This is a genomic window from Ancylobacter moscoviensis (assembly GCF_007559435.1).
GTDB lineage: Bacteria > Pseudomonadota > Alphaproteobacteria > Rhizobiales > Xanthobacteraceae > Ancylobacter > Ancylobacter moscoviensis.
This window is the reverse complement of the sequence record NZ_VMBP01000004.1, coordinates 1-25,239: the sequence shown is the minus strand read 5'-3', so window position 1 is coordinate 25,239 and position 25,239 is coordinate 1. Positions and strand designations below refer to the sequence as shown.

General features: G+C 66.4%; 38 protein-coding genes and 1 tRNA gene. 5 read left to right on the top strand and 34 right to left on the bottom strand.

Going from position 1 to position 25,239, the window contains the following annotated elements; all coding sequences use genetic code 11:
• Positions 1-310 precede the first annotated feature (310 nt).
• From FO470_RS12555 to FO470_RS12540, 4 genes are all read left to right on the top strand, one after another.
• Positions 311-1,510 (top strand): EAL domain-containing response regulator, encoded by a 1,200-nt coding sequence (locus FO470_RS12555; protein ID WP_144343322.1) that lies wholly within the window; start codon positions 311-313, stop codon positions 1,508-1,510.
• 194 nt (positions 1,511-1,704) lie between these two features.
• Positions 1,705-3,414, top strand: coding sequence for a uracil-xanthine permease family protein (locus tag FO470_RS12550; RefSeq protein ID WP_144343321.1), 1,710 nt, complete (start codon positions 1,705-1,707; stop codon positions 3,412-3,414).
• Positions 3,415-3,588: 174 nt separating this feature from the next.
• A complete protein-coding gene (locus FO470_RS12545) occupies positions 3,589-3,924 on the top strand; it encodes an STAS domain-containing protein (RefSeq protein WP_144343320.1) in 336 nt (111 codons plus the stop codon).
• 50 nt (positions 3,925-3,974) lie between these two features.
• A complete protein-coding gene (locus FO470_RS12540) occupies positions 3,975-4,397 on the top strand; it encodes an ATP-binding protein (RefSeq protein WP_144343319.1) in 423 nt (140 codons plus the stop codon).
• Here the strand turns inward: FO470_RS12540 and lipB are convergent.
• Positions 4,381-5,136: a lipoyl(octanoyl) transferase LipB gene (lipB, locus tag FO470_RS12535; protein ID WP_144343318.1), complete on the bottom strand. Its 756-nt coding sequence runs from the start codon at positions 5,134-5,136 to the stop codon at positions 4,381-4,383. The genes FO470_RS12540 and lipB overlap by 17 nt on opposite strands.
• Positions 5,137-5,323: 187 nt before the next feature.
• Here lipB and FO470_RS12530 point away from each other — a divergent pair.
• Positions 5,324-5,408 (top strand) — tRNA-Leu (locus FO470_RS12530).
• A 92-nt stretch (positions 5,409-5,500) separates the two neighbouring features.
• Here the strand turns inward: FO470_RS12530 and FO470_RS12525 are convergent.
• The 33 genes from FO470_RS12525 to FO470_RS12365 all read right to left on the bottom strand — a co-directional run.
• Positions 5,501-6,289 carry a polysaccharide deacetylase family protein gene (locus FO470_RS12525; protein ID WP_144343317.1) on the bottom strand — a complete coding sequence of 263 codons (789 nt, stop codon included), beginning with the start codon at positions 6,287-6,289 and terminating at the stop codon, positions 5,501-5,503.
• 125 nt (positions 6,290-6,414) lie between these two features.
• Complete coding sequence (locus FO470_RS12520) at positions 6,415-7,506, bottom strand: RluA family pseudouridine synthase (RefSeq protein WP_144343316.1); 1,092 nt, start codon at positions 7,504-7,506, stop codon at positions 6,415-6,417.
• A gap of 48 nt (positions 7,507-7,554) precedes the next feature.
• The gene (crcB, locus tag FO470_RS12515) at positions 7,555-7,938 is read right to left on the bottom strand and encodes a fluoride efflux transporter CrcB (RefSeq protein ID WP_144343315.1); all 384 of its coding nucleotides are present in this window, start codon (positions 7,936-7,938) and stop codon (positions 7,555-7,557) included.
• 15 nt (positions 7,939-7,953) lie between these two features.
• Entirely contained in the window at positions 7,954-9,270 is a 1,317-nt protein-coding gene (locus tag FO470_RS12510) for a replication-associated recombination protein A (protein ID WP_144343314.1), read from the bottom strand.
• Between the two features lie 7 nt (positions 9,271-9,277).
• Entirely contained in the window at positions 9,278-10,726 is a 1,449-nt protein-coding gene (locus FO470_RS12505; RefSeq protein ID WP_144343313.1) for a DegQ family serine endoprotease, read from the bottom strand.
• A gap of 135 nt (positions 10,727-10,861) precedes the next feature.
• Positions 10,862-11,293 (bottom strand): 50S ribosomal protein L17, encoded by a 432-nt coding sequence (rplQ, locus tag FO470_RS12500; protein WP_144343312.1) that lies wholly within the window; start codon positions 11,291-11,293, stop codon positions 10,862-10,864.
• Between the two features lie 74 nt (positions 11,294-11,367).
• Positions 11,368-12,384 carry a DNA-directed RNA polymerase subunit alpha gene (locus FO470_RS12495; protein WP_144343311.1) on the bottom strand — a complete coding sequence of 339 codons (1,017 nt, stop codon included), beginning with the start codon at positions 12,382-12,384 and terminating at the stop codon, positions 11,368-11,370.
• Positions 12,385-12,513: 129 nt separating this feature from the next.
• Positions 12,514-12,903 carry a 30S ribosomal protein S11 gene (rpsK, locus tag FO470_RS12490; protein ID WP_144343310.1) on the bottom strand — a complete coding sequence of 130 codons (390 nt, stop codon included), beginning with the start codon at positions 12,901-12,903 and terminating at the stop codon, positions 12,514-12,516.
• A gap of 116 nt (positions 12,904-13,019) precedes the next feature.
• Positions 13,020-13,388, bottom strand: a complete 369-nt coding sequence (gene rpsM, locus FO470_RS12485) for a 30S ribosomal protein S13 (RefSeq protein WP_013166284.1) — start codon at positions 13,386-13,388, stop codon at positions 13,020-13,022.
• A gap of 189 nt (positions 13,389-13,577) precedes the next feature.
• On the bottom strand, positions 13,578-14,162 hold the full coding sequence (locus tag FO470_RS12480; RefSeq protein WP_144343309.1) for an adenylate kinase: 585 nt from the start codon (positions 14,160-14,162) through the stop codon (positions 13,578-13,580).
• On the bottom strand, positions 14,159-15,490 hold the full coding sequence (gene secY, locus FO470_RS12475; protein WP_144343308.1) for a preprotein translocase subunit SecY: 1,332 nt from the start codon (positions 15,488-15,490) through the stop codon (positions 14,159-14,161). Before secY ends, FO470_RS12480 begins: the two co-directional genes overlap by 4 nt.
• A 58-nt stretch (positions 15,491-15,548) precedes the next feature.
• Entirely contained in the window at positions 15,549-16,040 is a 492-nt protein-coding gene (gene rplO / locus FO470_RS12470) for a 50S ribosomal protein L15 (protein ID WP_144343307.1), read from the bottom strand.
• Between the two features lie 20 nt (positions 16,041-16,060).
• A complete protein-coding gene (rpmD, locus tag FO470_RS12465) occupies positions 16,061-16,252 on the bottom strand; it encodes a 50S ribosomal protein L30 (protein ID WP_144343306.1) in 192 nt (63 codons plus the stop codon).
• 26 nt (positions 16,253-16,278) lie between these two features.
• Complete coding sequence (gene rpsE / locus FO470_RS12460) at positions 16,279-16,830, bottom strand: 30S ribosomal protein S5 (RefSeq protein ID WP_013166279.1); 552 nt, start codon at positions 16,828-16,830, stop codon at positions 16,279-16,281.
• Between the two features lie 42 nt (positions 16,831-16,872).
• Entirely contained in the window at positions 16,873-17,235 is a 363-nt protein-coding gene (gene rplR, locus FO470_RS12455; protein WP_144343305.1) for a 50S ribosomal protein L18, read from the bottom strand.
• Positions 17,236-17,247: 12 nt separating this feature from the next.
• Positions 17,248-17,781 carry a 50S ribosomal protein L6 gene (rplF, locus tag FO470_RS12450; RefSeq protein WP_144343304.1) on the bottom strand — a complete coding sequence of 178 codons (534 nt, stop codon included), beginning with the start codon at positions 17,779-17,781 and terminating at the stop codon, positions 17,248-17,250.
• A gap of 20 nt (positions 17,782-17,801) precedes the next feature.
• Complete coding sequence (gene rpsH / locus FO470_RS12445; RefSeq protein ID WP_144343303.1) at positions 17,802-18,200, bottom strand: 30S ribosomal protein S8; 399 nt, start codon at positions 18,198-18,200, stop codon at positions 17,802-17,804.
• Between the two features lie 13 nt (positions 18,201-18,213).
• On the bottom strand, positions 18,214-18,519 hold the full coding sequence (rpsN, locus tag FO470_RS12440) for a 30S ribosomal protein S14 (RefSeq protein ID WP_144343302.1): 306 nt from the start codon (positions 18,517-18,519) through the stop codon (positions 18,214-18,216).
• A gap of 59 nt (positions 18,520-18,578) precedes the next feature.
• Positions 18,579-19,136: a 50S ribosomal protein L5 gene (gene rplE / locus FO470_RS12435; RefSeq protein ID WP_144343301.1), complete on the bottom strand. Its 558-nt coding sequence runs from the start codon at positions 19,134-19,136 to the stop codon at positions 18,579-18,581.
• A complete protein-coding gene (gene rplX, locus FO470_RS12430) occupies positions 19,129-19,446 on the bottom strand; it encodes a 50S ribosomal protein L24 (protein WP_144343300.1) in 318 nt (105 codons plus the stop codon). Before rplX ends, rplE begins: the two co-directional genes overlap by 8 nt.
• Positions 19,446-19,814 (bottom strand): 50S ribosomal protein L14, encoded by a 369-nt coding sequence (gene rplN, locus FO470_RS12425; RefSeq protein ID WP_018390610.1) that lies wholly within the window; start codon positions 19,812-19,814, stop codon positions 19,446-19,448. The genes rplX and rplN overlap by 1 nt, the downstream gene beginning before the upstream one ends.
• Positions 19,815-19,890: 76 nt before the next feature.
• Positions 19,891-20,139 (bottom strand): 30S ribosomal protein S17, encoded by a 249-nt coding sequence (gene rpsQ, locus FO470_RS12420; protein ID WP_013166271.1) that lies wholly within the window; start codon positions 20,137-20,139, stop codon positions 19,891-19,893.
• 10 nt (positions 20,140-20,149) lie between these two features.
• Complete coding sequence (rpmC, locus tag FO470_RS12415) at positions 20,150-20,359, bottom strand: 50S ribosomal protein L29 (protein WP_144343299.1); 210 nt, start codon at positions 20,357-20,359, stop codon at positions 20,150-20,152.
• Positions 20,360-20,370: 11 nt separating this feature from the next.
• A complete protein-coding gene (gene rplP / locus FO470_RS12410; protein WP_144343298.1) occupies positions 20,371-20,784 on the bottom strand; it encodes a 50S ribosomal protein L16 in 414 nt (137 codons plus the stop codon).
• 30 nt (positions 20,785-20,814) lie between these two features.
• A complete protein-coding gene (rpsC, locus tag FO470_RS12405; RefSeq protein WP_144343297.1) occupies positions 20,815-21,522 on the bottom strand; it encodes a 30S ribosomal protein S3 in 708 nt (235 codons plus the stop codon).
• Positions 21,522-21,902 (bottom strand): 50S ribosomal protein L22, encoded by a 381-nt coding sequence (gene rplV, locus FO470_RS12400; RefSeq protein WP_144343296.1) that lies wholly within the window; start codon positions 21,900-21,902, stop codon positions 21,522-21,524. The genes rpsC and rplV overlap by 1 nt, the downstream gene beginning before the upstream one ends.
• A 10-nt stretch (positions 21,903-21,912) precedes the next feature.
• Positions 21,913-22,191 carry a 30S ribosomal protein S19 gene (gene rpsS / locus FO470_RS12395; protein ID WP_144343295.1) on the bottom strand — a complete coding sequence of 93 codons (279 nt, stop codon included), beginning with the start codon at positions 22,189-22,191 and terminating at the stop codon, positions 21,913-21,915.
• Positions 22,192-22,208: 17 nt separating this feature from the next.
• Positions 22,209-23,042, bottom strand: a complete 834-nt coding sequence (gene rplB, locus FO470_RS12390) for a 50S ribosomal protein L2 (RefSeq protein ID WP_144343294.1) — start codon at positions 23,040-23,042, stop codon at positions 22,209-22,211.
• A gap of 23 nt (positions 23,043-23,065) precedes the next feature.
• The gene (locus FO470_RS12385; protein WP_144343293.1) at positions 23,066-23,362 is read right to left on the bottom strand and encodes a 50S ribosomal protein L23; all 297 of its coding nucleotides are present in this window, start codon (positions 23,360-23,362) and stop codon (positions 23,066-23,068) included.
• Complete coding sequence (gene rplD, locus FO470_RS12380) at positions 23,359-23,979, bottom strand: 50S ribosomal protein L4 (RefSeq protein ID WP_144343292.1); 621 nt, start codon at positions 23,977-23,979, stop codon at positions 23,359-23,361. Before rplD ends, FO470_RS12385 begins: the two co-directional genes overlap by 4 nt.
• A complete protein-coding gene (gene rplC, locus FO470_RS12375) occupies positions 23,979-24,731 on the bottom strand; it encodes a 50S ribosomal protein L3 (RefSeq protein ID WP_144343291.1) in 753 nt (250 codons plus the stop codon). Before rplC ends, rplD begins: the two co-directional genes overlap by 1 nt.
• A 22-nt stretch (positions 24,732-24,753) precedes the next feature.
• Positions 24,754-25,062, bottom strand: coding sequence for a 30S ribosomal protein S10 (rpsJ, locus tag FO470_RS12370; protein WP_013166261.1), 309 nt, complete (start codon positions 25,060-25,062; stop codon positions 24,754-24,756).
• 101 nt (positions 25,063-25,163) lie between these two features.
• Positions 25,164-25,239: EF-Tu C-terminal domain-related protein (locus FO470_RS12365; RefSeq protein WP_144343697.1), on the bottom strand; the 76-nt coding region annotated here is incomplete at its 5' end.

Below are 25,239 nucleotides of genomic sequence, written 5' to 3'. Positions count from 1 at the left end.
GGAGACAACTCTTCTTCCACCGCGTCGGTTCGCCCGGCTCGGCGTCCCGCCGCGCGAGGCCAACGGGTATGACGCCACGCGCCGGCCACAACGGCAAGCTGCACTGCAGCAAAGCGGCGACGACCAGAAAGTCAGGCACCAGCAGAGCCGAGGAGCCCACGCTCCTCCCTAAGGCTTCCTATCGCGCAATCTCAATGCAATTGCCGATAGGTGCTGGCAAGGCGACAACATTACGTTATTCTACGTATGCCTTCCGCGTTGGTGAGTAGAGGGGCGGCGGTCGCTTCCCCTGACCTGGCCGGTGAGAACGATGCCTGAGCACAAGATTCTCATCCTCGACGACGAACCGGAGATCGGCGAGTACGTCGCGACGGTGGCGGAACTCAGCGGCTTCGAGGGCACCACCTTCAGCGAACCCGAGGCCTTTCTCTCCGCCATACCCACATGGCCCGAGGCCAGCGTGGTGATCGACCTGCAGATGCCCACGCTCGACGGCATCGAGGTGCTGCGGCGGCTGGCGGCGATGAAGTTCCGCCGTCCGGTGGTGATCATGAGCGGCGTCGACCGGAAGGTCCTCGAATCCGCCCGCCATTTCGCCCGGGCGCACGACCTCGAGGTCAGCGACATCGTCAGCAAGCCGGTACGGCTCGACGATCTCCGGCAGGTCTTCGAGCGCCTCCGGGTAAGTATCCACCTGCTGCCGACCCGGGGCGAACTCACCAACGCAATGGAGCGGGGGGAGTTCCAGCTCTATCTGCAGCCCAAGGTCCGCCTCCTGCGCAACGACCACGACGGCCCCGGCTACGCGCCGATCGGCTTCGAGGGACTGATGCGCTGGCACAGCCCGAGCCGCGGGCTGGTGATGCCCGACGATTTCATCCCCCAGATCGCCGCGTCCGGACTGAGCCTCGCCTTCTCCGACCACCTCTTCAACCTGGCTCTGGAGACGCTCAAGAGCTGGGACGAGACCGGCATAGATGCCTCGCTCGCCATCAATCTCGCCGCCTCGGACGTCGAGGACATCTCGCTGGCGGACCGGCTGTGGAAGCGCTGTACCAAGGCCGGCGTCGGCCACCATCGCATCATGATCGAGATCACCGAGACCGCGGCGATGCAATACCCCGCCCGCGCGCTCGACGTGCTGACGCGGCTGCGGCTGCGCGGCTTCCTCCTGTCGCTCGACGATTTCGGCACCGGCTATTCCTCGCTGGTCCAGCTCCAGCGCCTCCCCTTCGCCGAGCTGAAGATCGACCGCTCGCTCATCTCGGACTGCACCTCCTCCGAACACACGCGGATCATCGTCAAGGCGATCATCGACCTTGGCCATAATCTCGGCCTCAGCGTGGTCGCCGAGGGCGTCGAGGACGAGCGCACCCTGTCGCTGCTCCAGGACTGGTCCTGCGATCTGGTTCAGGGATACCTGTTCGCGCGGCCGCTGCCGCACGAGCGCGCCCGCGCTTGGTGGCTGTCGCACCAGAACATGAGCGGGCGGCCGGTCGCCTCGGAATAGCGGCCCGCGGGCATCCCGCATCAGCACAAGGGACGCATTCCCGCGGCCTTGCCGGCCGCCGGGCGAGGTCTATAGTCGCCCCGCCGGATTCCTGCTCGGCGGCGCATGCTGGGGGGACGGTCCGGTCCATCGCAGCGAGTACCGACGCGGCGACTGCGGCGCCTTCTGCCCTCCCTCCCATGGTCGCCGCCGACATGCCGCGCAAACCTTCGAACATTCTCTACTCGGTCAACGAGAAGCTCCCGCTCGGCACGCTGGTCATCCTCGCCATACAGCACGCCAGCCTCGCTTTGCTGTTCCTCGTCTATCCGCTGGTGGCGGCCGCCGAGGCCGGGATGTCCTTCGAGGACACCCAGATGCTGATCACCAGCTGCATCATCTTCATGGCGTTGGCGACGCTGATCGAATGCCTGCCGAGGGTCGGCGCGGGGCTGCTGCTGATTCAGATCCCGAACATGGCACACCTGCCGCTCGCCGTGCAGTCCATGGCCGCCGGCGGGCCGGCGCTGTATGCGGGAATGAGCCTCATAGCCGCCGTCTCGCAGCTCACCCTCTCCCGCTTCATGGGCGCGCTGCGGGCGGTGTTCCCGCCGGAGATCTGCGGCGTCGCCGTCACCATGCTGGGCGTCGCTCTGGCCGAGCCGGCGCTGCGCCGCGTGTTCAACCTGGCCGCGGAAAGCGGCGGCGCAGCGCTGGATCTGCGCTATCCGCTGGTCAGCCTCGTGTCGCTGGTCATCATCATCCTGCTCGCCATCTTCTCGCGCGGCCTGCTGCGCCTCTTCGCCGTCGCCATCGGCGCCGGGGTCGGCTGGGGACTGGCGGCCTATGTCGGCGTGGCCCCCGCCCCGGCGGAGACCTTCTCCACCCTGCCCTATGTGGACCTGCCCAAGCTCGGCCTGCCCGGCATCAGCTTCTTCTCCTGGGCGCTCGTACCGGCGGCCATCCTCACCGGCATCATCTCCGCCGTCGACATGCTCGGCACGGTCGTCTCGATGCAGCGCATGGACGACGCCGACTGGCGGCGGGCCGACCTCGCGCAGGCGGGACGGGCCATCCGCGCCAACACCGTCGCGGACATGGGTGCCGCCGTCACCGGCGGCTTCGCCAGCGCCTCCTCCTCCGCCGCCATCGGCGTCGCCTTCGCCACCGGCACCACCGCCTGGCGCGTCGGCGTGGTGGCCGGCGCGATGATGCTGCTCGCGACCTTCTCGCCGCGCCTGATTGGCGCGCTGACGATCATCCCCGCCCCGGTCATCGGCGCGATCCTGATCTATGCGGCGGCCTTCCTCATCGTGGCCGGCATGGAACTCATCCTCTCCCGCCGCCTGAGCGACCGGCGCATCTTCACCGTCGGCCTCGCGGTCCTCACCGGCCTCGCCGTGGCGATCCTGCCGGAGCTGGTGCACGCCACGCCGGACTGGATGCAGCCCATTCTGGAATCCCCGCTCTCGGTCTCGACCGGCGTCGCCATCGCGCTGAACCTGTTCTTCCGCATCGGCATCCGGCAGGAGGCGTCGCGTCCGGTGGTGCCGGGCGACAACCCGTTCGTGGCGACAACCGAGTTCCTCGAACGCCAGGGTGACCTGTGGGGCGCGCGGCGCGACGTGATCGCCGCCGCCATTCCGGTGGTGGCGGAAGCCGTCGAGATGCTGCTCGACACCGGCGTCGCCGAGAAGGGCGTCGAAATGCGTGCCCGCTTCGATGAGACCAATTTCGACGTCAGCCTGCTCTACGAGGGCGAGGCGATCGCCATTCCCACCCACCGCCCCGCGCCCGAGGACCTGCTCGGCGACGCGCAGGCGGTGGCTCGTTTCGTGGGTTACATGCTGAGCAAGCGCGCCGACCGGCTGGTGCTCGGCAAGGAGGGCGAACGGCAGATCCTCACCCTTCGTTTCGAGCACTGACGGACGCCGCGCGACGGCATCGAGACCCGCCGGACACGCTTGCGCGGCTAGCGCGTTGCCGGTACTTCTCAGGCATCCGCACGCGACAGGCGGACCGGCAGGCGAAGCGGGCACGGAACATGCCCCCGGTCCTGTCCCGGCAGCGTCCTGCAGCGGCATTCTTGGAGTTGGGACGTGATACAGATCGACCGTATCGTCGAGGGCAATGTCGTGGTCACCGCCGTACGGGGACGGCTCGACAGCAGCTCTTCTCCCAAGCTGGACGAGTTCCTGGCGGCGGCGCCGGACGACGGCAGCGTCATCCTGCTGGACTTCGCCGATCTCACCTACATCAGCTCGGCCGGCCTGCGCGTTGTGCTGAAGGCCACCAAGCTGGCGCGCAGCTCCGGCGCGACGCTGGCGGTGTGTGGCCTGATCCCGCAGGTGCATGAAGTGTTCGACGTCAGCGGCTTCTCGACGCTGATTCCGATCCATCAGAGCCGCGAAGCGGCCCTCGCCACCTTCACCTGATCGGGCGCCACCGGCTTCATCGGCGGCGCGACGGAATGGGGGACGGGCCGTTGACTGACCTTGAGCTCGACATCCGCCTGACGAACGACCTCAGCCAGCTCGAACCGCTGATCGGCCGGCTCGAATCCTTCATCGAGCAGGCGGACATCCCGCCGACGCCGGCCTACCGGCTGGAGCTCGCGGTCGACGAGTTCTTCAACAACGCCGTCGACCACGGCTACCCGGACGGGCGCACCGGCGACATCGGCGTACATATCCGCCGCACCGGCGACCGGCTGGAACTCACCTTCAGCGACGATGGCGACGCCTTCGATCCCTTCGCCGCCCCGGCGCCGAACCTCACCGGCACGGTCGAGGAACGCCCCATAGGCGGGCTCGGCGTGCATCTGGTGCGCACGCTCTGCGACAGCTTCGCCTACCGGCGCGAGGGTGGACGCAACGTGCTGACCCTCGGCTTCAAGCTGACGGCGTAGCCTCCTCGGCGATCGTCGGCCCGAAGACCGTCTCAAAGGCGCGGCGCAGCGCGAGGTCGGCATCCTCCATCGTCACCGGCAGCCCCAGCTCGACGAGGCTGGTGACGCCGTGCTCGCGCACCCCGCAGGGCACGATGCCCGCGAAATGCGACAGCTCCGGTTCCACATTCAGCGAGATGCCGTGCATCGTCACCCAGCGGCGCACGCGGATGCCGATGGCGGCGATCTTGTCCTCGCCCTCCCCGGCCTTGGTCGGGTGGCGCACCCAGACGCCGACGCGGTCCTCGCGCCGCTCGCCCTTCACGTTGAAGGCGTCGAGCGCACGGATGAGCCATTCCTCCAGCGCGGCGACGTAGCGGCGCAGGTCCGGCTCGCGGCGCTTGAGGTCGAGCATCACATAGGCCACGCGCTGGCCGGGGCCGTGATAGGTGAACTGCCCGCCCCGCCCCGTCTGGAAGATCGGGAATCGCTCCGCGTCCACAAGATCCTCCGGCCGCGCGCTGGTGCCAGCGGTGTAGAGCGGGGGATGCTCCAGCAGCCAGACCAGTTCGTCGGCACGCCCGGCCGCGATCTCCTCGGCCAGCCGGTCCATCTCCGCCAGAGCGTCGGGATAGGCGACGGGCTCCACCGAGACACGCCAGCGCACCGGCGGATTGCCGGGCCCGGCGAGAAGCACGGGCGAGAGCACATCGCGCGCCATGGCGGCGGGGTTCGGGGTGAGGTGCGGCGCATCGGTCATGACAGGATACATAGTCACTGCCCCGTCTTCTGTCTCCTGCCTCCGCCATGCGTGCCGGGCACGGCTGTCCACAGGCGGCGGCGGACCGGCGTCGCGGGCGTCGCGGCCCTTGTGGAGCCCCATTCGATCTGTTAGACGATGCCCCGCTCGCGCCGGCTGCTGACGAAGCAGCCTCGGTGCCAGCAATGCGGTCGTGGCGGAATTGGTAGACGCGCTGCCTTGAGGTGGCAGTGGGTAACACCGTGGAGGTTCGAGTCCTCTCGACCGCACCAAACAATCCGGGTTCGGAACGCACGGCGACCTTCAGGGTCGCCGTTGTCGTTTTCGGCACCCGGCATCGGAAAAACGGTTCGGTTGGAAGCGCCTATTGCGGCACGGCGGCGGAACGGGCCGGCGGCGGCACGACGTGCACCACCCGGTAGCCCTTCTCCTTCAGCGCCGCCAGGAAGGCCGGCAGCATCTTCACCGTCTGGCTGCGGGTGTCGTGGAACAGGATGATTCCCCGCCCGGCATGGTCGAGCCGGGTCATCACCAGCTTGAGCTGCTCGTCCGGCGTCATCGGATTCCAGTCCGACGCCCACAAATCGGCGCCGAATACGCCGATTCCCCGCCCCTTCAGATAGTCCAGCAACTCCGGCGAGGAGCCGAAGCCGGGGAAGCGGAAGAACGGCACGGGCGGGCGGGCGCCAGCGACGCCATAGGCCGCCTTGTCATCCGCCCGCAGGCCCCGGTCGATGTCGGCGACCGCCTTGTCGAAGGGCATGTCGGCCAGCGTCATGGGGTGGGTCATGCTGTGATGGCCGACCGTGTGCCCCTCAGCGATCGCGCGGCGGACGAGGTCCGGATGCGCCGCCGCGTTGCGGCCGACCAGAAAGAAGGTCGCACGCACGCATTCGCGGGCCAGCGCCTTCAGCACGGCCGGGGTCGTGCCGGGCAGAGGCCCGTCGTCGAAGGTGAGCACGACTTCCTTGTCGGCGAGGTCGAGGGTCTGCGGGAAATGCTTGGTGCCGACCTGGAGCCCGCCCGTGGGGTCGACCTCCATGACGCGCGAGGTGCCGAGTCTGCCCTCGCAATCCTGCGCCGCCAAGGCCGGCGCCGCGGCGAGCCCGCACACCGCCAGGACGATGGCAACGCGGCTCGCGAGGCAGGACATGGCAGGGCTTCCCGAAAGATGACAGCGCCAAATCCCTAGCCCATCGCCCGCCGCCGCGCCATCCGTTCGAGAACGCCCGGCGAGCGTTCCAGCCCGTCGCGCGCCGCATGGCTGAATGGAGCGGGTCAGCTCTCCGGCGCCTCGACGATGGGATCGTACTGCGAAGCGTCGAAGCCGAGCACGTTCCAGCTCTGCTGCATATGCGGCGGCAGCGGCGCGGAAACGTCTATCAGCCGGTCGGCGCGCGGATGCGGGATGACGAGCCGCCGCGCCAGCAGGTGGAGCCGGTTCTGCAGGCCGCCCGGCAGCGGCCAGTTCTCGACGTTGAAATATTTCGGATCGCCGACGATGGGATGGCCGATATGGGCCGCATGGGCGCGCAGCTGGTGCGTGCGGCCCGTGACCGGCTTCAGCGACAGCCAGGACAGCTTCTGCGCCGCATGGTCCACCACGGCGTAGTAGGAGATGGCGTGGCTCGCCTCGTCGTCGCCGTGGCGGGCAACGCGCATCCGCTCCGCCGCCTCGTCCTTGGCGAGATAGGTCGAGATGCGCCCCTGCGACGGGCGCGGAACGCCGGGGACCAGAGCCCAGTAGACCTTGCGCGCCGAGCGCGAGCGGAACGTCTTGGCCAAGGTGGAGGCCGCAAGGCGGCTCTTGGCCACCAGAAGGATGCCGGAGGTGTCCTTGTCGATGCGGTGCACGAGGCGCGGCTTCTGGCCGTCATCACCACGCAGCGCCTCCAACATGCCGTCGACGTGCCGATAGGTGCCCGAGCCGCCCTGCACGGCGAGGCCGTAGGGCTTGTTGAGCACGAGCACGTCGCGATCCTCGTAGAGCGTCATCTGACGCAGCGCGACCGCGTCCTTGTCGTCGGCGCTGGCGCGCTTCACCGCCGGCGCCACGACGCCCTCCCCGCGAGCGGGCGTACCATTCCGCGCCGGACGGACCGGCGCCTCGCCGCGCGCGACGCGCTCCTCGGCCTCCAGATGGTCGGCGGCGGAAAGCTGCGGCTTCTCCTCCAGCGGCGGAATACGGATGCTCTGGCCGGCGGAAAGGCGCGAATTGGTCTTCACCCGGCCGCCGTCCACCCGCACCTGCCCGCTGCGCAGCAGCTTCTGCAGATGACCGAAGGACAGGTCGGGGAAATGCGTCTTGAACCAGCGGTCGAGCCGCATGCCCTCTTCGTCCGGGTCGACGCGGCGTGTCTCAACGGCCATGGATGGTTTTCTCCTCGCCCCAGCACATAGCCGAGACGCAGCGCCGCGTCACGCGAGAGCCCGCATCAGCGCGAGCCCGCCGAACACGGCAAAGAGCGAAAGGGCGACGGAACCGCCGACATAGAGCGCCGCGAGGCCCATCTCCCCGCGCTCCGCCAGCAAGGCGGTCTCCAGAGAGAAGGCGGAGAAGGTGGTGAAGCCGCCGAGAACGCCGGTGACGACGAAGAGCCGCACGTTCTGGCTCCAGCTTTCTCCCGCCTTGAAGGCGAGCCAGCCCGCGACGCAGCCGATGAGGAACGAGCCGAGCACGTTGATCAGCAGGGTTCCGGCCGGGAATCCGGTGCCGAAGACTCGCGGCCCGGCGACATTCACCAGATGCCGCAGCACGCCGCCGATGCCGGCCCCGACGAACACCAGTGCAATCGCATTCACCGGCCGCCTCCCAAATCACTTGCCCTGCCGCTCGGCGCGCAGGCGCGCCCAGTATTCCAGCCGCTTCTTCACCTCGCGCTCGAAGCCCCGCTCGTTAGGCGCGTAGAAATCCGTCCGCGGATCGCCGGCGAGTTCCTCGGGAAAGAACTCCTGCCCGGCATAGGCATCGGGGAAATCGTGATCGTAGCGGTAGCCGGCGTGGTAGCCGAGTTCCTTCATCAGCTTGGTCGGCGCATTCAGGATGTGCTTGGGCGGCGGCAGCGAGCCGGTCTTCTGTGCCAGCGCCAAAGCCGCGTTGAAGGCCGAATAGGCGGCATTCGACTTCGGCGCGGTGGCGACATAGGCGATGGCCTGGGCGAGGAACAGGCGGCCTTCCGGCCAGCCCACGCGATCGAAGGCGTTCCACGCGGCCACGACCATCGGCATCGCCTGAGGATCGGCCATGCCGACATCCTCGGACGCCGCGCAGCAGAGGCGACGGAAGACGGTTCCCGGGTCCTCGCCACCGGTGATCATGCGAGCGGCCCAGTACATGGCGCCATTCACATCCGAGCCGCGCAGGCTCTTATGGAAGCAGCTCAGCAGGTTGTAGTGCTCGTCCTGCCCCTTGTCGTAGATCGGCGCCCGCTTCTGCATGGTGGCGGCGAGGCCCGCCACGTCGAGGTCCGGCCCCTCCGGCAGGGACAGCAGCTCCTCGGCAAGGCCGAGGAGATAGCGGCCGTCGCCGTCCGCCATGCCGGCGAGCGCCGCGCGGGCATCGGGATCGAGCGGCAGGCGCCGCCCCTCCAGCGTCTCCGCGCGCTGCAACAGCCTTTCGATGGCCTCCGCGTCGAGCGCCTTGAAGACGAGCACGCGGGCGCGGGACAGCAGCGCGGCGTTCAGCTCGAAAGACGGGTTTTCCGTCGTCGCACCGATCAGGGTGATGGTACCGTCTTCCATCACCGGCAGGAAGCCATCCTGCTGGGCACGGTTGAAACGGTGGATCTCGTCGACGAAGAGCAGCGTCCCCTGCCCGATGGCCCGCCGCCCCCGTGCCGCCTCGAAAACCTTCTTGAGGTCGGCGACGCCGGTGAAGATGGCGGAGATCTGCTCGAAGTGCAGGTCGGTCTCGCGCGCCAGCAGCCGGGCGACCGTGGTCTTGCCGGTGCCGGGCGGCCCCCAGAAGATCAGCGAGCCGAGCGAGCGGTTCGCGATCATACGTGTCAGCGCGCCTTCCGGCCCCGTCAGATGCTCCTGCCCGACGACCTCGGAGAGGCGCTGCGGGCGCAGACGATCCGCCAGCGGCCGCGGGGCCGCGCCTTCCAGTCCGGCGGTAGCGAAGAGATCGGACAAGGCAGCCTCAGCCCGGAACCATGGCGGTCAGCGTGCGGCCGCCGCGTTGAACGGTGATCCGCCACATGCGGGCCGGCTTCGCCGTAGCGCGCACGAGATCGGCGGTAGTCTCGACCGCGACGCCGTTGATCTCCAGAATCACGTCGCCCGCCCGCAGGCTGGTGCGCTCGGCCGGTGTGTTCTCGGCAATCGCCGTCACCACCACGCCCTTGTCGGCGTCGATAGTGCGCATCTCCTCGACCACGGCGGGGGAGAGATTCACCACTGTTGCCCCGGTGAGCGGCGAGCGACCGGAAAGCGTCACCTCCTCGCGCGGCGTCGTCTCGGGCGCGGGCTGGAGCGGGATCGACAGTGTCATCGCCTTGCCCTGCCGCACGACGGCCACTTCCACCGTGCCGCCCAGCGGACGGGTCGCGAAGCGGTAGCCAAAGGCGTCGGGGTCATCGACCTCCTGCCCGGCGATGCTGGTTATGAGATCGCCGACGCGCAGCCCTCCCTTCTCGGCGGGGCTACCGGGGCGGATGCTCTGGACCAGCGAGCCGACCGGCCGCGGCAGATCGAGCCCTTCCGCGATGTCGGCCGTCACCGCCTGCAGGCTGGCGCCGAGCCACGGGCGACGCACCGACTTGCCGCCGCCAAGCGCCGATTCCAGCACCACGCGCACCATGTCCGCCGGAATGGCGAAGCCGATGCCCTGCGAGCCGCCGGAACGAGAGAAGATCGCCGTGTTGATGCCGATCACCCGGCCGGCACCGTCCACGAGCGCGCCGCCGGAATTGCCGGGATTGATCGCCGCATCGGTCTGGATGAAGAACTGGTAATCGGTGATGCCAACCTGCGTGCGGGCAAGCGCCGAGACGATGCCCTGCGTCACCGTCTGGCCGACGCCGAACGGATTGCCGATGGCGAGCACGATGTCGCCGACCTGAAGGTCATCCGAGGAGCCGAGCTGCGCCGCCGGGAAGCTGGCCTTGCCGTCCCGCAGCTTGAGGATCGCGAGATCGGTGCGCGGATCGCGCAGCAGGATGTCGGCGTCGAATTCGCGCTTGTCGGCAAGCGAGATGCGCACCTCGTCGGCACCCTCGATGACATGGTTGTTAGTCACCACGATGCCCGACGGGTCGACGATCACGCCCGAGCCCAGGGAGCGCTGCACGCGCTCGCTGGGGCCGCCGAATCCCGGGCCCTGCGGCATGCCGAAGAAGCGGCGGAAGAACGGGTCTTCCAGCAGCGAAGGGCCACGCCGGGCCTGCACGGCCCGCATCGCATAGACGTTGACGATGGCCGGCGCCGTGCGGGCCACCACCGGCGCGAAGCTGAGGCCGATCTCCGCCCGCGAGGTCGGCACGCGCGGGCCGCCGGCGGCAGCCCCCGGCACCGGAACGGTGGGAGCCGGCTGCGCGGCGAGCGGAGCGGCGGCGAGAAGAGCGGCGGTGATGAGGACGAAGCGTTTCATATCGCCAGATATAGTCCCCGGCCTGCGGCGGAGAAAGGGCAAGCAGCATCCGCGGCACCCTTCCCTCGTCTGTGCGCCAAAAGAAAAGGGGCGGCTCCTGGCCGCCCCTCGTCCCAATTCGTTCTGTGTGCCGGCTCACGCCGCGGCGGTGGCTTCTTCCGCCTTCGCCGCCTCGTGACGGGCGAGATCCGCCGCGCCCTTGGCCGCCTCGTCGCGGTCGACCAGCTCGATCACCGCGATCGCCGCCGAATCGCCATGGCGGAAGCCCGCCTTGATGATGCGGGTGTAGCCGCCGTTGCGCTCCTTGTAGCGCGGGCCGATCACGTCGAAGAGCTTGCGCACGACGGCAACGTCGCGCACTTCGGCGATGGCCTGGCGGCGGGCGTGCAGACCGCCACGCTTGCCGAGGGTGATCAGCTTCTCGACCACCGGGCGAAGATCCTTGGCCTTCGGCAGGGTGGTGATGATCTGCTCATGGGTGATGAGCGCCTGCGCCAAGTTGGCGAACATGGCCTTGCGGTGCTCAGCGGTCCGGTTGAACCGGCGATGGGCTTTGCCGTGGTTCATGGCGACTAAATCCTAACGTGCGACGGCTTTCGAGCCGATGATGGTTGTAGCGGCTCGAACGCCGCGTTCAATGCTCAGTAGTGATCTTCGAACCGCTTGGCGAGATCCTCGATGTTCTCCGGCGGCCAGCCAGGCACTTCCATGCCGAGGTGCAGGCCCATGCTCGCGAGAACTTCCTTGATCTCGTTCAGCGACTTGCGGCCGAAGTTCGGGGTGCGGAGCATCTCCGCCTCGGTCTTCTGGATCAGGTCGCCGATGTAGACGATGTTGTCGTTCTTCAGGCAGTTCGCCGAACGGACCGACAGCTCCAGCTCGTCCACCTTCTTCAGCAGCGCCGGGTTGAAGGGCAGCTCCTGCATGGCAGGGCTTTCCGCTTCGCGCTTGGGCTCCTCAAAGTTGACGAAGATCTCGAGCTGGTCCTGCAGGATGCGCGCGGCGAAGGCGAGCGCGTCCTCGGGGCTGACCGAACCGTTGGTCTCGATGGTCATGGTCAGCTTGTCATAGTCGAGGATCTGGCCCTCGCGGGTGTTCTCGACCTTGTAGGAGACCTTCTTGACCGGCGAGTACAGGCTGTCGACCGGAATGAGGCCGATCGGCGCGTCCTCGGGACGGTTGCGATCCGCCGCCACGTACCCCTTGCCGGTGTCGACCGTAAACTCCATGCGGATCTCGGCGCCGTCGTCGAGCGTGCAGAGCACGAGCTCGGGGTTCAGCACCTGCACATCGCCCACCGTCTGGATGTCACCGGCGGTGACGATGCCCGGACCCTGCTTCTTCACCACCATCCGCTTCGGGCCGTCGCCGGCCATCTTGATGGCGATGTCCTTGATGTTCAGAACGATGTCGGTGACATCCTCGCGAACGCCCGGAATAGAGGAGAACTCGTGCAGGACGCCGTCGATATGCACGGACGTCACCGCCGCGCCCTGGAGGGAGGACAGCAGGATACGGCGCAGCGCATTGCCGAGCGTCTGGCCAAAGCCACGCTCCAGCGGCTCGGCGACAACGGTCGCGAGGCGCTTCGGATCGCTGCCGACCGCGACCTCGAGCTTCTCGGGCTTGATCAGCTCCTGCCAATTCTTCTGAATCACGACGTCACCCTTGGTTTCGACGGTGCCCCGGACACCCTGGCCGGCAGCTCCGCCCCCGGTCTCTGCCGGATAGGGAATGCCAAACGCAGCGGCCCCTGCGGCGCTCGCGCGCCGCTGGATGATTAAGCGTCAGACGCGCCGACGCTTGCGCGGACGGCAGCCATTGTGCGGGATCGGCGTAACGTCGCGGATCGACGTCACGGTGAAGCCTGCGGCCTGGAAGGCGCGCAGCGCCGACTCACGGCCCGAACCCGGACCCGACACCTCGACCTCGATGGTGCGCATGCCGTGCTCGGCGGCCTTGCGGGCGCAATCCTCGGCCGCGACCTGCGCCGCATACGGGGTCGACTTGCGCGAGCCCTTGAAGCCCATGGCGCCGGCCGACGACCAGGAGATCGTGTTGCCCTGCGCGTCGGTGATGGTGATCATGGTGTTGTTGAACGACGCATTCACATGCGCGACGCCGGAGGCGATGTTCTTGCGCTCGCGGCGCTTGATGCGGGCAGCTTCTTTAGCCATAAACCTTCGATCCTTCAGGCGCGCCCGTCATTCCAGGCGCTCGGGACAATATTCGTGTCGAATGCGCCGGCCGCCCAGGGCTCCGGCGCGGAAAAGCGGGCCGAAGCCCGCTCAACTCACTTCTTCTTGCCGGCGATCGGCTTGGCCGGACCCTTGCGGGTGCGGGCGTTCGTGTGGGTACGCTGGCCACGCACCGGCAGGCCGCGACGATGACGCAGGCCGCGGTAGCAGCCGAGGTCCATCAGACGCTTGATGTTCATCGAGACTTCGCGACGCAGGTCGCCTTCGACCAGATAGTCGCGGTCGATCGTCTCACGGATCTGCAGCACTTCCTGGTCGGTCAGCTGGTTGACCCGGCGATCGAGCGGAATGCCGACCTTCTCAACGATATCGGCGGCGTTCTTCGCACCGATGCCGTGAATGTACTGAAGCGCAATGATGACGCGCTTGTTGGTCGGGATATTTACGCCTGCAATACGAGCCACGTCGCTCTCTCCATGTGATCCGGCAAGCCGGAATTGACAAACTCCGCGTCCGGTGGAGACCGGCCCTTGCAGAGATACGCACGAAGCCGCGCGACATCAGCGTTTGATGTCGATGCGCGGCATCCGCTTAAGTGAAGCGCGGCACATAGAGCGATTCCGCCCCCATGTCAAGCCGCGCGGACGTATACCTCAGACCGTCTCGAGCACGTCCGAGATCGCCTTGGTGACCTCGTCGATCGGTTGCATGCCGTCGATAGCCACCAGAAGGCCCCGCTTCGCATAGTAAGGCGCGACCACGGCGGTATCCCGGTTGAAGGCTTCGAGCCGGGTCTTGAAGACCTCCGGATCGTCGTCCTTGCGCACCGGCTCGCCGCGCGCCGCCGTCTCCTTGGCGCGCTGGATGATACGATGGACCAGCTTGTCCTGATCAACCTTGAGCTCGATCACCGCGTCAAGCTTGAGGCCCTTCTCCGCGAGGATGCGGTCAAGAGCCTCCGCTTGAGCCACCGTGCGCGGGAAACCGTCGAGGATAAACCCGCGGGCGCAATCCGGCTCGTCAATGCGGTCGGAGATGATCCCGACCACGATCTCATCCGAAACGAGCTGCCCCGCGTCCATCACGGCCTTGGCCTTGAGCCCGATAGGCGTCCCGTTGCGGACCGCCTCCCGCAGCATGTCGCCGGTCGAGAGCTGGACGATCCCGTGGCGCGTGACCAGACGCTGAGCCTGCGTGCCCTTACCCGCCCCCGGCGGCCCGAGCAGAATGAGCCTCATCGGCGCTTCCCCCTGAGCTTGGCCTTCTTGACCAGCCCCTCATATTGATGCGCCAGCAGATGTCCCTGGACCTGCGCGACCGTATCCATGGTCACGCTCACCACGATGAGAAGCGATGTACCGCCGAAATAGAACGGCACCGCTGCGTAGGAGATCAGAATCTCCGGGAACAGGCACACAATCGCAAGGTAAGCCGCACCGATCACGGTGATGCGAGTCAGCACATAGTCGATGTACTCGGCCGTGCGCTCGCCCGGACGGATGCCGGGGATGAAGCCACCGTGCTTCTTCAGATTGTCCGCGGTCTCGGTCGGGTTGAACACGATCGCGGTGTAGAAGAAGCAGAAGAACACAATCAGCAGCACATACAGCAGCATGAAGAGCGGCTGGCCGTGGCCGATCAGGGTCGTCACCGTGGTGAGCCATCCCGGCCCCTGCCCCTGCATGAAGCTCGCGACCGTGGTCGGGATCAGCAGCAGCGACGAGGCGAAGATCGGCGGGATGACGCCCGACGTGTTCAGCTTCAGCGGCAGGTGGGAGGACTGGCCCTCATACACCTTGTTGCCGACCTGGCGCTTCGGGTACTGGATCAGCAGCCGGCGCTGGGCACGCTCCATGAACACGATGAACATGATGACCGCGACGGCCATCAGGATCACCGCGAGGATGATACCGGTCGACAGCGCGCCCTGGCGGCCCAGTTCCAGCGTGTTGGCGATCGCCGAGGGCAGTTCCGCCACGATGCCGGCGAAAATGATCAGCGAGATGCCGTTGCCGATGCCGCGCGAGGTGATCTGCTCGCCGAGCCACATCAGGAACATGGTGCCGCCGGTCAGGGTGATGACCGTGGAGATGCGGAAGAACCAGCCGGGATCCGAGACCACGGCGCCGGAGCCTTCGAGACCGACGGCGATGCCGTAGGACTGGAACACGGCGAGCACCACCGTGAGGTAGCGCGTGTACTGGTTGATCTGCTTACGGCCCGCCTCGCCTTCCTTCTTCAGCGCTTCCAGCGTCGGCGAGACGGTGGTCAGCAGCTGGATGATGATGGAGGCGGAGATGTACGGCATGATGTTCAGGGCGAAGATCGCCATGCGCGAGACCGCGCCGCCCGAGAACATGTTGAACAGGCCGATGATGCCCTGCTGCGCCGTGCGGAAGACGTCGGCGAGCGCGTCGGGATTGATCCCGGGCATCGGGATATAGGTGCCCAGCCGATACACGAGAAGCGCACCCAGCGTGAACCAGATGCGCTTCTTCAGTTCGTCGGCTTTCGCCAGAGCACCGAAATTGAGGTTAGCCGCGAGCTGTTCTGCTGCCGAGGCCATGGTGGCTTCGCTCCCTCGTCTGTGCTCTGCAAGTGTACGGATAGGCCTGACTTAAGCGTCAGGCCGCCGTTTCGCCAGTCTCGGCCTTGGACGCGAGCAGCGTCACCTTGCCGCCGGCCTTCTCGACCGCCGCGAGGGCGGACTTGGTCGCATGCGCGACTTCAAGCGTCACCTTCGCCTTCAGCTCACCGGAGCCGAGCACGCGCACACCAGCCTTGGCGCGGCGCAGCACGCCCGCCTCGACGAGCGTCGCCTGGGTGATGGTCGCCTTGGCGTCCAGCTTGCCGGCATCGACCGCCGTCTGGATGCGACCGAGGGTGACCTCGTTCCAGTCCAGCGCGAAGATGTTGTGGAAGCCGCGCTTGGGCAGGCGCCGATGGATCGGCATCTGGCCGCCTTCGAAGCCCTTGATCGCGACGCCGGTGCGCGAGGTCTGACCCTTCACGCCACGGCCGGCGGTCTTGCCCTTGCCGGAACCGATGCCACGGCCGACGCGCATGCGCTTCTTGCGGGCGCCGGCGTTGTCCTTGATCTCGTTGAGGCTGCTCATCGCCTGTCTCCTTCCCGCCGTCACGCTTCGACGACGCGGACGAGGTGGCGAACCTTCTGGATCATGCCACGCACGGCCGGGGTGTCTTCGAGCGTCGAACGACGCCCGAGCTTGTTGAGGCCGAGACCGATGAGGGTGGCCCGCTGATCGTCAGGGCGGCGGATCGGGCTGCCGACCTGCTCCACCGTGACCGTCTTGGTGCTCTTCGCCATGATAAGTTTCCTTGACCTCTCAGGCGTCAGTCGGTCGCTTCCGCGTCGTCGACGCGGCGGCGCGACTGAAGCTGCGACACCTTCAGGCTGCGGCGAGCCGCAACCAGACGCGGGCTATCCTGGTTCTTCAGGGCCTCGAAGGTCGCGCGGACCATGTTGTACGGATTGGACGAGCCGAAAGACTTCGCCACCACGTCCTGCATGCCGAGCGTCTCGAAGACCGCGCGCATCGGGCCGCCGGCGATGATGCCGGTACCGGCCGGAGCAGCGCGCAGGATGACCTTGCCGGCGCCGTGATGGCCGTGCACGTCATGGTGCAGCGTTCGACCTTCGCGCAGCGGCACGCGGATCAGCGCGCGCTTGGCGGCTTCCGTCGCCTTGCGGATCGCTTCCGGCACCTCACGGGCCTTGCCGTGGCCGAAGCCGACGCGGCCCTTCTGGTCGCCCACGACGACCAGCGCGGCGAAGCCGAAGCGACGGCCGCCCTTCACAACCTTCGCGACACGGTTGATGTGGACCAGCTTGTCCACGAACGTGTTGTCGCGATCCTCGCGTTCACGCTCACGTTCACGAGCCATGATCTTATCCTCGTCGTTCTGCGGGGGATCCCGCTCGTGATCTCAGAAGTTGAGGCCGCCCTCGCGGGCGGCATCGGCGAGCGCCTTGACGCGGCCGTGATAGATGAAGGCGCCGCGGTCGAAGACCACATCCTTCACACCGGCTGCGACGGCACGTTCCGCCACGAGCTTGCCGATCGCCTGGGCCGCCGCGATATCCGCGCCGGTCTTCAGGCTTCCCCGCAGGTCCTTCTCGAGCGTCGAGGCGGCCGCAAGCGTCACGCCGCGCGCGTCGTCGATGATCTGCGCATAGATGTGCTTCGACGAGCGATGCACCGAAAGGCGCGGCCGCCCGTTCGCCGTCGCGCGGAGAGCACGACGGACACGCGCCTTGCGGCGCTCGGTAGCGTCCTGGTACTGAGCCATGGTTCGGGTCCGTTACTTCTTCTTGCCTTCCTTGCGGAAGATGAACTCACCCGCGTACTTCACGCCCTTGCCCTTATAGGGCTCGGGACCGCGGAACTCGCGGATCTCGGCGGCGACCTGACCGACCTTCTGGCGGTCGATGCCGGTCACGACGATCTCGGTCGGCTTCGGCGTCGTGATCTGGATCCCTTCCGGGATCGGATAGTTCACGTCGTGGCTGAAGCCGAGCGCCAGGCTCAGGTTCTTGCCCTGCACCGCGGCGCGATAGCCGACACCGTTGATTTCGAGCTTCTTCTCGAAGCCCTTGGTCACGCCTTCGACGAGGTTCGACACCAGCGTGCGGGAAAGGCCCCACATCGCCTTGTGGCGGTTGGTCTCGCCGTTCAGCGAGAACAGGAGGGCGCCGCCCTCCAGCTTCACGCCGATCTCGTCGACGACCTTCACTTCGAGGGCGCCCTTGGGGCCCTTAACCTTCACCGTCTGGCCATCCACCGTGGCGGTGACGCCGGCCGGAACAGTAATGGGAGCTTTACCGATCTTGGACATGTGCTCTCTCTCCTCCCCGATCAGAAGACCGTGAAGAGGACCTCGCCGCCCACGTTCTTGTCGCGGGCTTCGTGGTCCGCCATCACGCCCTGCGGCGTGGAGACGACAGCGACGCCAAGACCATTGGCGACGCGGGGAAGGGTCTTGACCGACGAGTAGACGCGCCGGCCAGGCTTCGAGACGCGGGCGATCTCGCGGATCACCGGCTCGCCGTCATAGTACTTCAGCTCGATCTCGAACTCGGTACGGCCGTTGACCGGCTCGCCCGCGGTATAGCCGCGGATGAAGCCTTCGGAGGCCAGAACTTCGAGAACGCTGGCGCGCAGGCGCGAGCCCGGCGTGGTGATCTTTTCCTTACGACGCATCTGCGCGTTGCGGATGCGGGTAATCAGATCGCCGATCGGATCAGTCGTGGACATGGATCGCCCCTCCTCACCAGCTCGACTTGACGAGGCCGGGGATCTGGCCCTGCGAACCAAGTTCGCGGAGCGCGATGCGGCTCATCTTCAGCTTGCGATAGAACGCACGCGGGCGGCCGGTGACTTCGCACCGGTTGCGGATGCGCACCTTCGCCGAATTGCGCGGGAGCTGCGCGAGCTTGAGGACCGCTGCGAAGCGCTCCTCGATCGGCAGTTCCTTGTCACTGATAAGGGCCTTGAGACGCGAACGCTTGCCGGAATAGTTCTTCGCGAGCTTCCGGCGGTGTTCGTTCTTCTCGACCGCGCTCTTCTTCGCCATATGATCTTGCTCCTAGTCTCCGCGTTTGGGGCTCCCGCCCCACGGCCGGAAGGGGATGCTTACTGACGGAACGGGAAGTTGAAGGCCTTCAGAAGCGCGCGCGCCTCGTCGTCCGTCTTCGCCGTCGTGCAGACGATGATGTCCATGCCCCACATCTGATCAACCTTGTCGTAGTTGATCTCGGGGAACACGATGTGCTCCTTGATGCCGAGGGCGTAGTTGCCACGGCCATCGAAGCTCTTGGGGTTCAGGCCGCGGAAGTCACGCACGCGCGGCAGGGCGATGTTCACGAGACGGTCGACGAACTCGAACATCCGCGCCTTGCGCAGCGTGACCTTGGCACCAACCGGCTGGTTTTCACGCAGCCTGAAGTTGGAGATCGCCTTGCGGGCGCGGGTGACGACCGGCTTCTGGCCGGCGATCAGCGCGAGGTCCGCCGCAGCGTTCTGCACCTTCTTGGTATCCGCCGTCGCTTCGCCAACGCCCATGTTGATGACAATCTTGTCGATCGTCGGGACTTCCATGACGTTCTTGTAGCCGAACTGCTCGACCATCTTCTGACGGACAACGTCGTCATAGAAGGCCTTCAGCCGCGGGCTGTAGCTGGTCTCAGCCATCGATCTTCTCCCCCGAGCGCTTGGCGACGCGCACCTTCGTGCCGTCCGCCTGCACAAGGAAACCGACGCGGGTCGGCTTGCCGTCCTTCGGATCGGCGATCGCGATGTTCGACAGGTCGATCGGGGCCTCCTTGGAGATGATCCCGCCTTCCTGGTTCGCGCTCTGCCGCTGGTGGCGCTTCACGAGGTTGATACCGCGCACGCGCGCGGTGCCGTCCTTCGGAAGCACCTCGAACACCTCGCCGGTGCGGCCCTTGTCGCGGCCGGCGAGAACGACGACCTTGTCGCCCTTCTTAATCTTCGCGGCCATCAAAGCACCTCCGGCGCCAGCGAAATGATCTTCATGTGGTTCTTGGCGCGAAGCTCGCGCGGAACCGGCCCGAAGATACGGGTGCCGACCGGCTCCTTGTTGTTGTTGATCAGCACGGCCGCATTGCGGTCGAAGCGGATCACCGAGCCGTCGACGCGACGGATGTCCTTGGCCGTGCGAACCACGACCGCCTTCATCACGTCGCCCTTCTTCACGCGACCGCGCGGAATGGCTTCCTTCACCGACACCACGATGATGTCGCCGACATGGGCATATTTGCGCTTCGAACCGCCGAGCACCTTGATGCACATAACGCGACGCGCACCGGAGTTGTCCGCCACGTCGAGATTGGTCTGCATCTGGATCATGACGCACCTATTTCTCGCAAAAACTGCGTGCAGCCGTTAAGCCGGCGCACGCCCCTCAATCCCGTTATCCGGGCGTTCAGACTTCAGCCCGCTTCTCGCCCTGGACCACGATCCAGTTCTTGAGCTTGGACAAGGGGCGGTGCTCCTCGATCCAGACGGTGTCGCCTTCCTTCCAGACGTTGCCCTCATCGTGGGCATGGTACTTCTTGGAACGACGGACGGTCTTCTTCAGCAGCGGATGGGTGAAACGGCGCTCGACCCGGACCACGACGGTCTTGTCCTGCTTGTCGCTCACCACGACGCCCTGCAGCAAACGCTTCGGCATCGCCCTCTCCTCACTTAGCCTTGGCCGCGGGAGCGGCCTTCTGCGCCTGGACGGTCTTGACCCGCGCGATATCGCGGCGGATCTGACGCACCCGCGCCGTGTTCTCGAGCTGACCCGTCGCCTTCTGGAAGCGCAGGTTGAACTGCTCCTTCTTGAGGTTCAGCAGCTCATCCTGGAGCTCGTCGGCCGTCTTCGTCCGAACGTCGGAGATCTTCGTCATCATTTCCTCCGTCACTCGGCGATGCGTTCGACGAAACGCGTCTTGATCGGCAGCTTGGCCGCCGCCAGCCGCAGCGCCTCGCGGGCGATGTCCTGGGTCACACCGTCGATCTCGAACATGATGCGACCGGGCTTGACCTTGGCCGCCCAGTAATCCGGTGCGCCCTTGCCCTTACCCATGCGGACTTCGGTCGGCTTCGACGACACCGGCACGTCCGGGAACACCCGGATCCACACGCGGCCCGCACGCTTCATGTGACGGGTCAGCGCGCGACGCGCGGCTTCGATCTGACGCGCAGTTACGCGCTCCGGCTCAAGGGCCTTAAGCCCGAACTGGCCGAAATTGAGGTCAGTCCCGCCCTTCGCGGTACCGCTGATGCGGCCCTTGAACTGCTTGCGGAACTTTGTGCGCTTTGGTTGCAGCATATCGCGCCTCTTATTCCTTCTTCACTCTGCTCACGCCGCGTCGCGACGAGACGAGCGACCACCCGACGGCTCACCTTCCGACTGGCGCTTGTCCTGCGCCATCGGATCGTGCTCCAGGATCTCGCCCTTGAAGATCCAGACCTTGACACCGCAGGTGCCGTAGGTCGTGAAGGCGGTGGCCGTACCGTAATCCACGTCCGCGCGCAAGGTGTGAAGCGGCACGCGGCCTTCACGATACCATTCGAGACGCGCGATTTCCGCGCCGCCGAGGCGACCGGAGCAGTTGATACGGATACCTTCCGCGCCCAGACGCATCGCCGACTGCACCGCGCGCTTCATGGCGCGACGGAACGCCACACGGCGCTCAAGCTGCTGGGCGATCGATTCGGCGACGAGGCGCGCGTCGATTTCCGGCTTCCGAATCTCGACGATGTTGATGAAGACTTCCGAGCTGGTCATCTCGGAGACCTTCTTGCGCAGCTTGTCGATGTCGGCGCCCTTCTTGCCGATCACCACACCCGGACGGGCCGAGTAGATGGTCACGCGGCACTTCTTGTGCGGACGCTCGATCACGATCTTGCTGACGGCCGCCTGCTTCAGCAGCTTCAGCAGCATCTCGCGGATCTTGATGTCCTCGTGCAGCAGCTGACCGTATTCGCCCTTGCCGGCGAACCAGCGCGAATCCCAGGTGCGGTTGATGCCGAGCCGCAGCCCGACCGGGTTGACCTTCTGACCCATCAGGCCTTCTCCTCGACTTCACGCACCACGATCGTGATATGCGAGAACGGCTTCTCGATACGGCTGGCGCGACCACGGGCGCGCGCCGCGAAGCGCTTCATGACCAGGCCCTTGCCGACATGGGCCTCGGCGACGATGAGATCGTCAACGTCCAGCTCATGGTTGTTCTCGGCATTGGCGATCGCCGACTCCAGGCACTTCTTCACGTCGCCGGCGATCCGCTTGCGCGAGAACTGCAGGTCGGCCAGAGCGACCGAGACCTTCTTGCCCCGGATGAGACCGGCGACGAGGTTGAGCTTCTGGGGGCTGACGCGAAGGTTACGCGCAACCGCCTTGGCTTCCGTATCCGCGAGCGTGCGCGGACGAGCTGCCTTACCCATGACCCTGCCCTTACTTGCGCTTGGCTTTCTTGTCCGCCGCGTGCCCGTAATAGGTACGGGTCGGGGCGAACTCGCCGAACTTGTGGCCCACCATGTCCTCGGTCACCGAGACCGGCACATGCTTGTTGCCGTTGTACACGCCGAACGTGATCCCCACGAACTGCGGGAGGATCGTGGAACGGCGGCTCCAGATCTTGACGACGTCGTGACGACCCGACGTGCGCGCGGCTTCCGCCTTCTTGAGGAGGTAGCCGTCGACGAACGGACCTTTCCAGACCGATCGAGACATAGTTCAGATTCCCTCGCTCACTTCTTGCGGGCGTGCCGGCTGGACACGATGAACTTGGTGGTCGACTTGTTCTTCCGGGTCTTCTTGCCCTTCGTGGGGAAGCCCCACGGGGAGACCGGATGACGGCCGCCCGAGGTGCGGCCTTCGCCGCCGCCGTGCGGGTGGTCGACCGGGTTCATCGTGACACCGCGGTTGTGCGGGCGATGGCCGAGCCAGCGCTTGCGGCCGGCCTTGCCGAGATTGATGTTCATGTGGTCGGGGTTGGACACCGCGCCCACCGTGCCCACGCACTCGCCATGCACCAGACGCTGCTCACCCGAGTTGAGGCGGATGATCACGTAGCCCTGGTCGCGGCCGACGATCTGCGCGTACGAGCCGGCGGAACGGGCGATCTGGCCGCCCTTGCCGATCTTCAGCTCGACATTGTGCACGATCGTGCCGACCGGCAGGTTGCCCAGCGGGGCGGCGTTGCCCGGCTTCACGTCGACGTTCTTCGACGAGATCACCTGGTCGCCAACCGCAAGACGCTGCGGCGCGAGGATGTAGCTGAGCTCGCCGTCCTCATACTTGATGAGTGCGATGAACGCCGTGCGGTTCGGGTCGTACTCGATACGCTCGACCGTCGCCGCCACGTCACGCTTGGTGCGCTTGAAGTCGACGACGCGATAGGCCTGCTTGTGACCGCCGCCACGGAAGCGCACGGTCACGCGACCAGTGTTGTTGCGGCCGCCCGCCTCCGACTTACCCTCGGTCAGCGTCTTGACCGGCTTGCCCTTGTACAGGCCCGAGCGGTCGACGATGACGAGCTGGCGAAGGCTCGGCGTTACCGGCTTGAAGGTTTTGAGCGCCATGTCTCTGGTCCCTTAATTCCGGCTCACAGACCCGTCGTGATGTCGATGGAGTGCCCCTCGGCGAGGGTCACGACCGCCTTCTTCACGTCGTTCTGCACGCCCTTGCGGCCGCGGAAGAACTTCGTCTTCCCCTTGCGGACCAGCGTGTTCACGCTCTCGACCTTCACGTCGAAAAGCTTCTCGACCGCCTCCTTGATCTGCGGCTTGGTGGCCGACAGAGCAACCTTGAAGACGACCTTGTTGTGCTCGGACGCGCTCGTGGCCTTCTCGGTGATGACCGGGGACACGATCACGTCGTAGTGGCGCGGATCGAGACTCATTTGAAGCGCGCCTCCAGAGCGTCGACAGCCGCCTTCGTCAGCACCAGAGTCTGACGACGCAGGATGTCGTAGACGTTGATGCCCTGGACGGGCAGCACGTCGAGGTGGGTGACATTGCGCGAGGCGAGGCCGAAATTGGCATCCACCTCGGCGCCCGAAACCACGAGGGCGTTCGACAGGCCAAGACCCGCCAGACGCTCCTTGAGCAGCTTGGTCTTCGGCTCGGACAGCGTGGCATCGTCGAGGACGATGATCTGCTGGTCCTTCGCCTTGGAAGACAGGGCGTGCTTCAGGGCGAGAGCCCGGACCTTCTTCGGCAGCTCGATCGCGTGGCTGCGGGCCACCGGACCGAACGCCTTGGCGCCGCCGCGGAACTGCGGAGCGGAAGCCGCACCGTGGCGAGCACCGCCGGTGCCCTTCTGCTTGTACATCTTCCGCTTGGTGCGGTTGACTTCCGAGCGGGTCAGGGTCTCGTGCGTGCCGGCCTGGCGGCGCGAGAGCTGCCACACCACAGCGCGGTGCAGGATGTCCTGGCGCGGCTCGAGACCGAAGATCTCGTCCGACAGGGTGACGGAACCGGCTTCGGCCCCCTCAAGAGTTTTGACGGCGAGTTCCATCACACGTTCTCCTCGGCCGGAGCCTCGGTCGCGGGCGCCACATCAGCCACCGGCGCCTCGCTGGCCGCTTCCGCGCCCGGCAGCCGGAACTTGCCCGGCTTCGGCGCTTCGGCCGGCAGCAGCTTCTTCACGGCGTCGGCCACGATGATCCAGCCGCCCTTGTTGCCGGGCACCGCACCCTCGACCGCGATCAGACCGCGCTCGACATCCGTCAGCACGACCTTGAGGTTCTGGGTGGTGACCGTCTCGGCACCGAGGTGGCCAGGCATCTTCTTGTTCTTGAAGGTCTTGCCCGGGTCCTGACGGCCGCCGGTCGAACCGATCGAACGATGCGAGATCGACACACCGTGCGTGGCGCGCAGACCGCCGAAGTTGTGGCGCTTCATACCACCGGCAAAACCCTTACCGATGGAGGTGCCCGTCACGTCGACGAACTGACCGACCACGAAATGGTCGACGGTCAGCTCGGCGCCGACCGGGATCAGCCCGTTCTCCTCGACGCGGAACTCCGCGAGCTTGCGCTTGGGCTCGACCTTCGCGACGGCGAAGTGGCCGCGCAGGGCGCGCGTGGTGTTCTGCGGCTTCGCTTGACCGACGCCGAGCTGGACGGCCGTGTAGCCGTTCTTCTCGACGGTCCGGTGAGCAACCACCTGGCAATTATCGACTTTCAGCACAGTGACCGGAACATGTTCACCTGCATCGTTAAAGATGCGGGTCATGCCGACCTTCTGGGCGATGACGCCTGACCGCATGGCCGTGTCCCTTCGCCTTCTCTCAGAGCTTGATCTCGACGTCGACACCCGCGGCGAGGTCGAGCTTCATCAGCGCGTCCACCGTCTGGGGGGTCGGGTCGACTATGTCCAGCAGACGCTTGTGCGTCCGCATCTCGAACTGCTCACGGGACTTCTTGTCCACGTGCGGCGAACGATTGACCGTGAATTTCTCGATCCGCGTGGGCAGCGGAATGGGACCGCGGACCTGGGCGCCCGTGCGCTTCGCCGTCGAAACGATTTCGCGCGTCGAGGCGTCCAGGATGCGGTGATCGAACGCCTTGAGGCGGATCCGAATGTTCTGGCCGTTCATTTGACTTCAGGCTCCCAGAGGGCTCGTCAGTCGGGCTCTGTAACGAGCTCCACGAAAAAGGGGCGCAGGCGATCCCGCGCCCCTCGGGATTGTTTAAATCATCACTCGATGATTGCGGCGACGACGCCGGCGCCGACGGTGCGACCGCCTTCACGGATGGCGAAGCGCAGCTTCTCT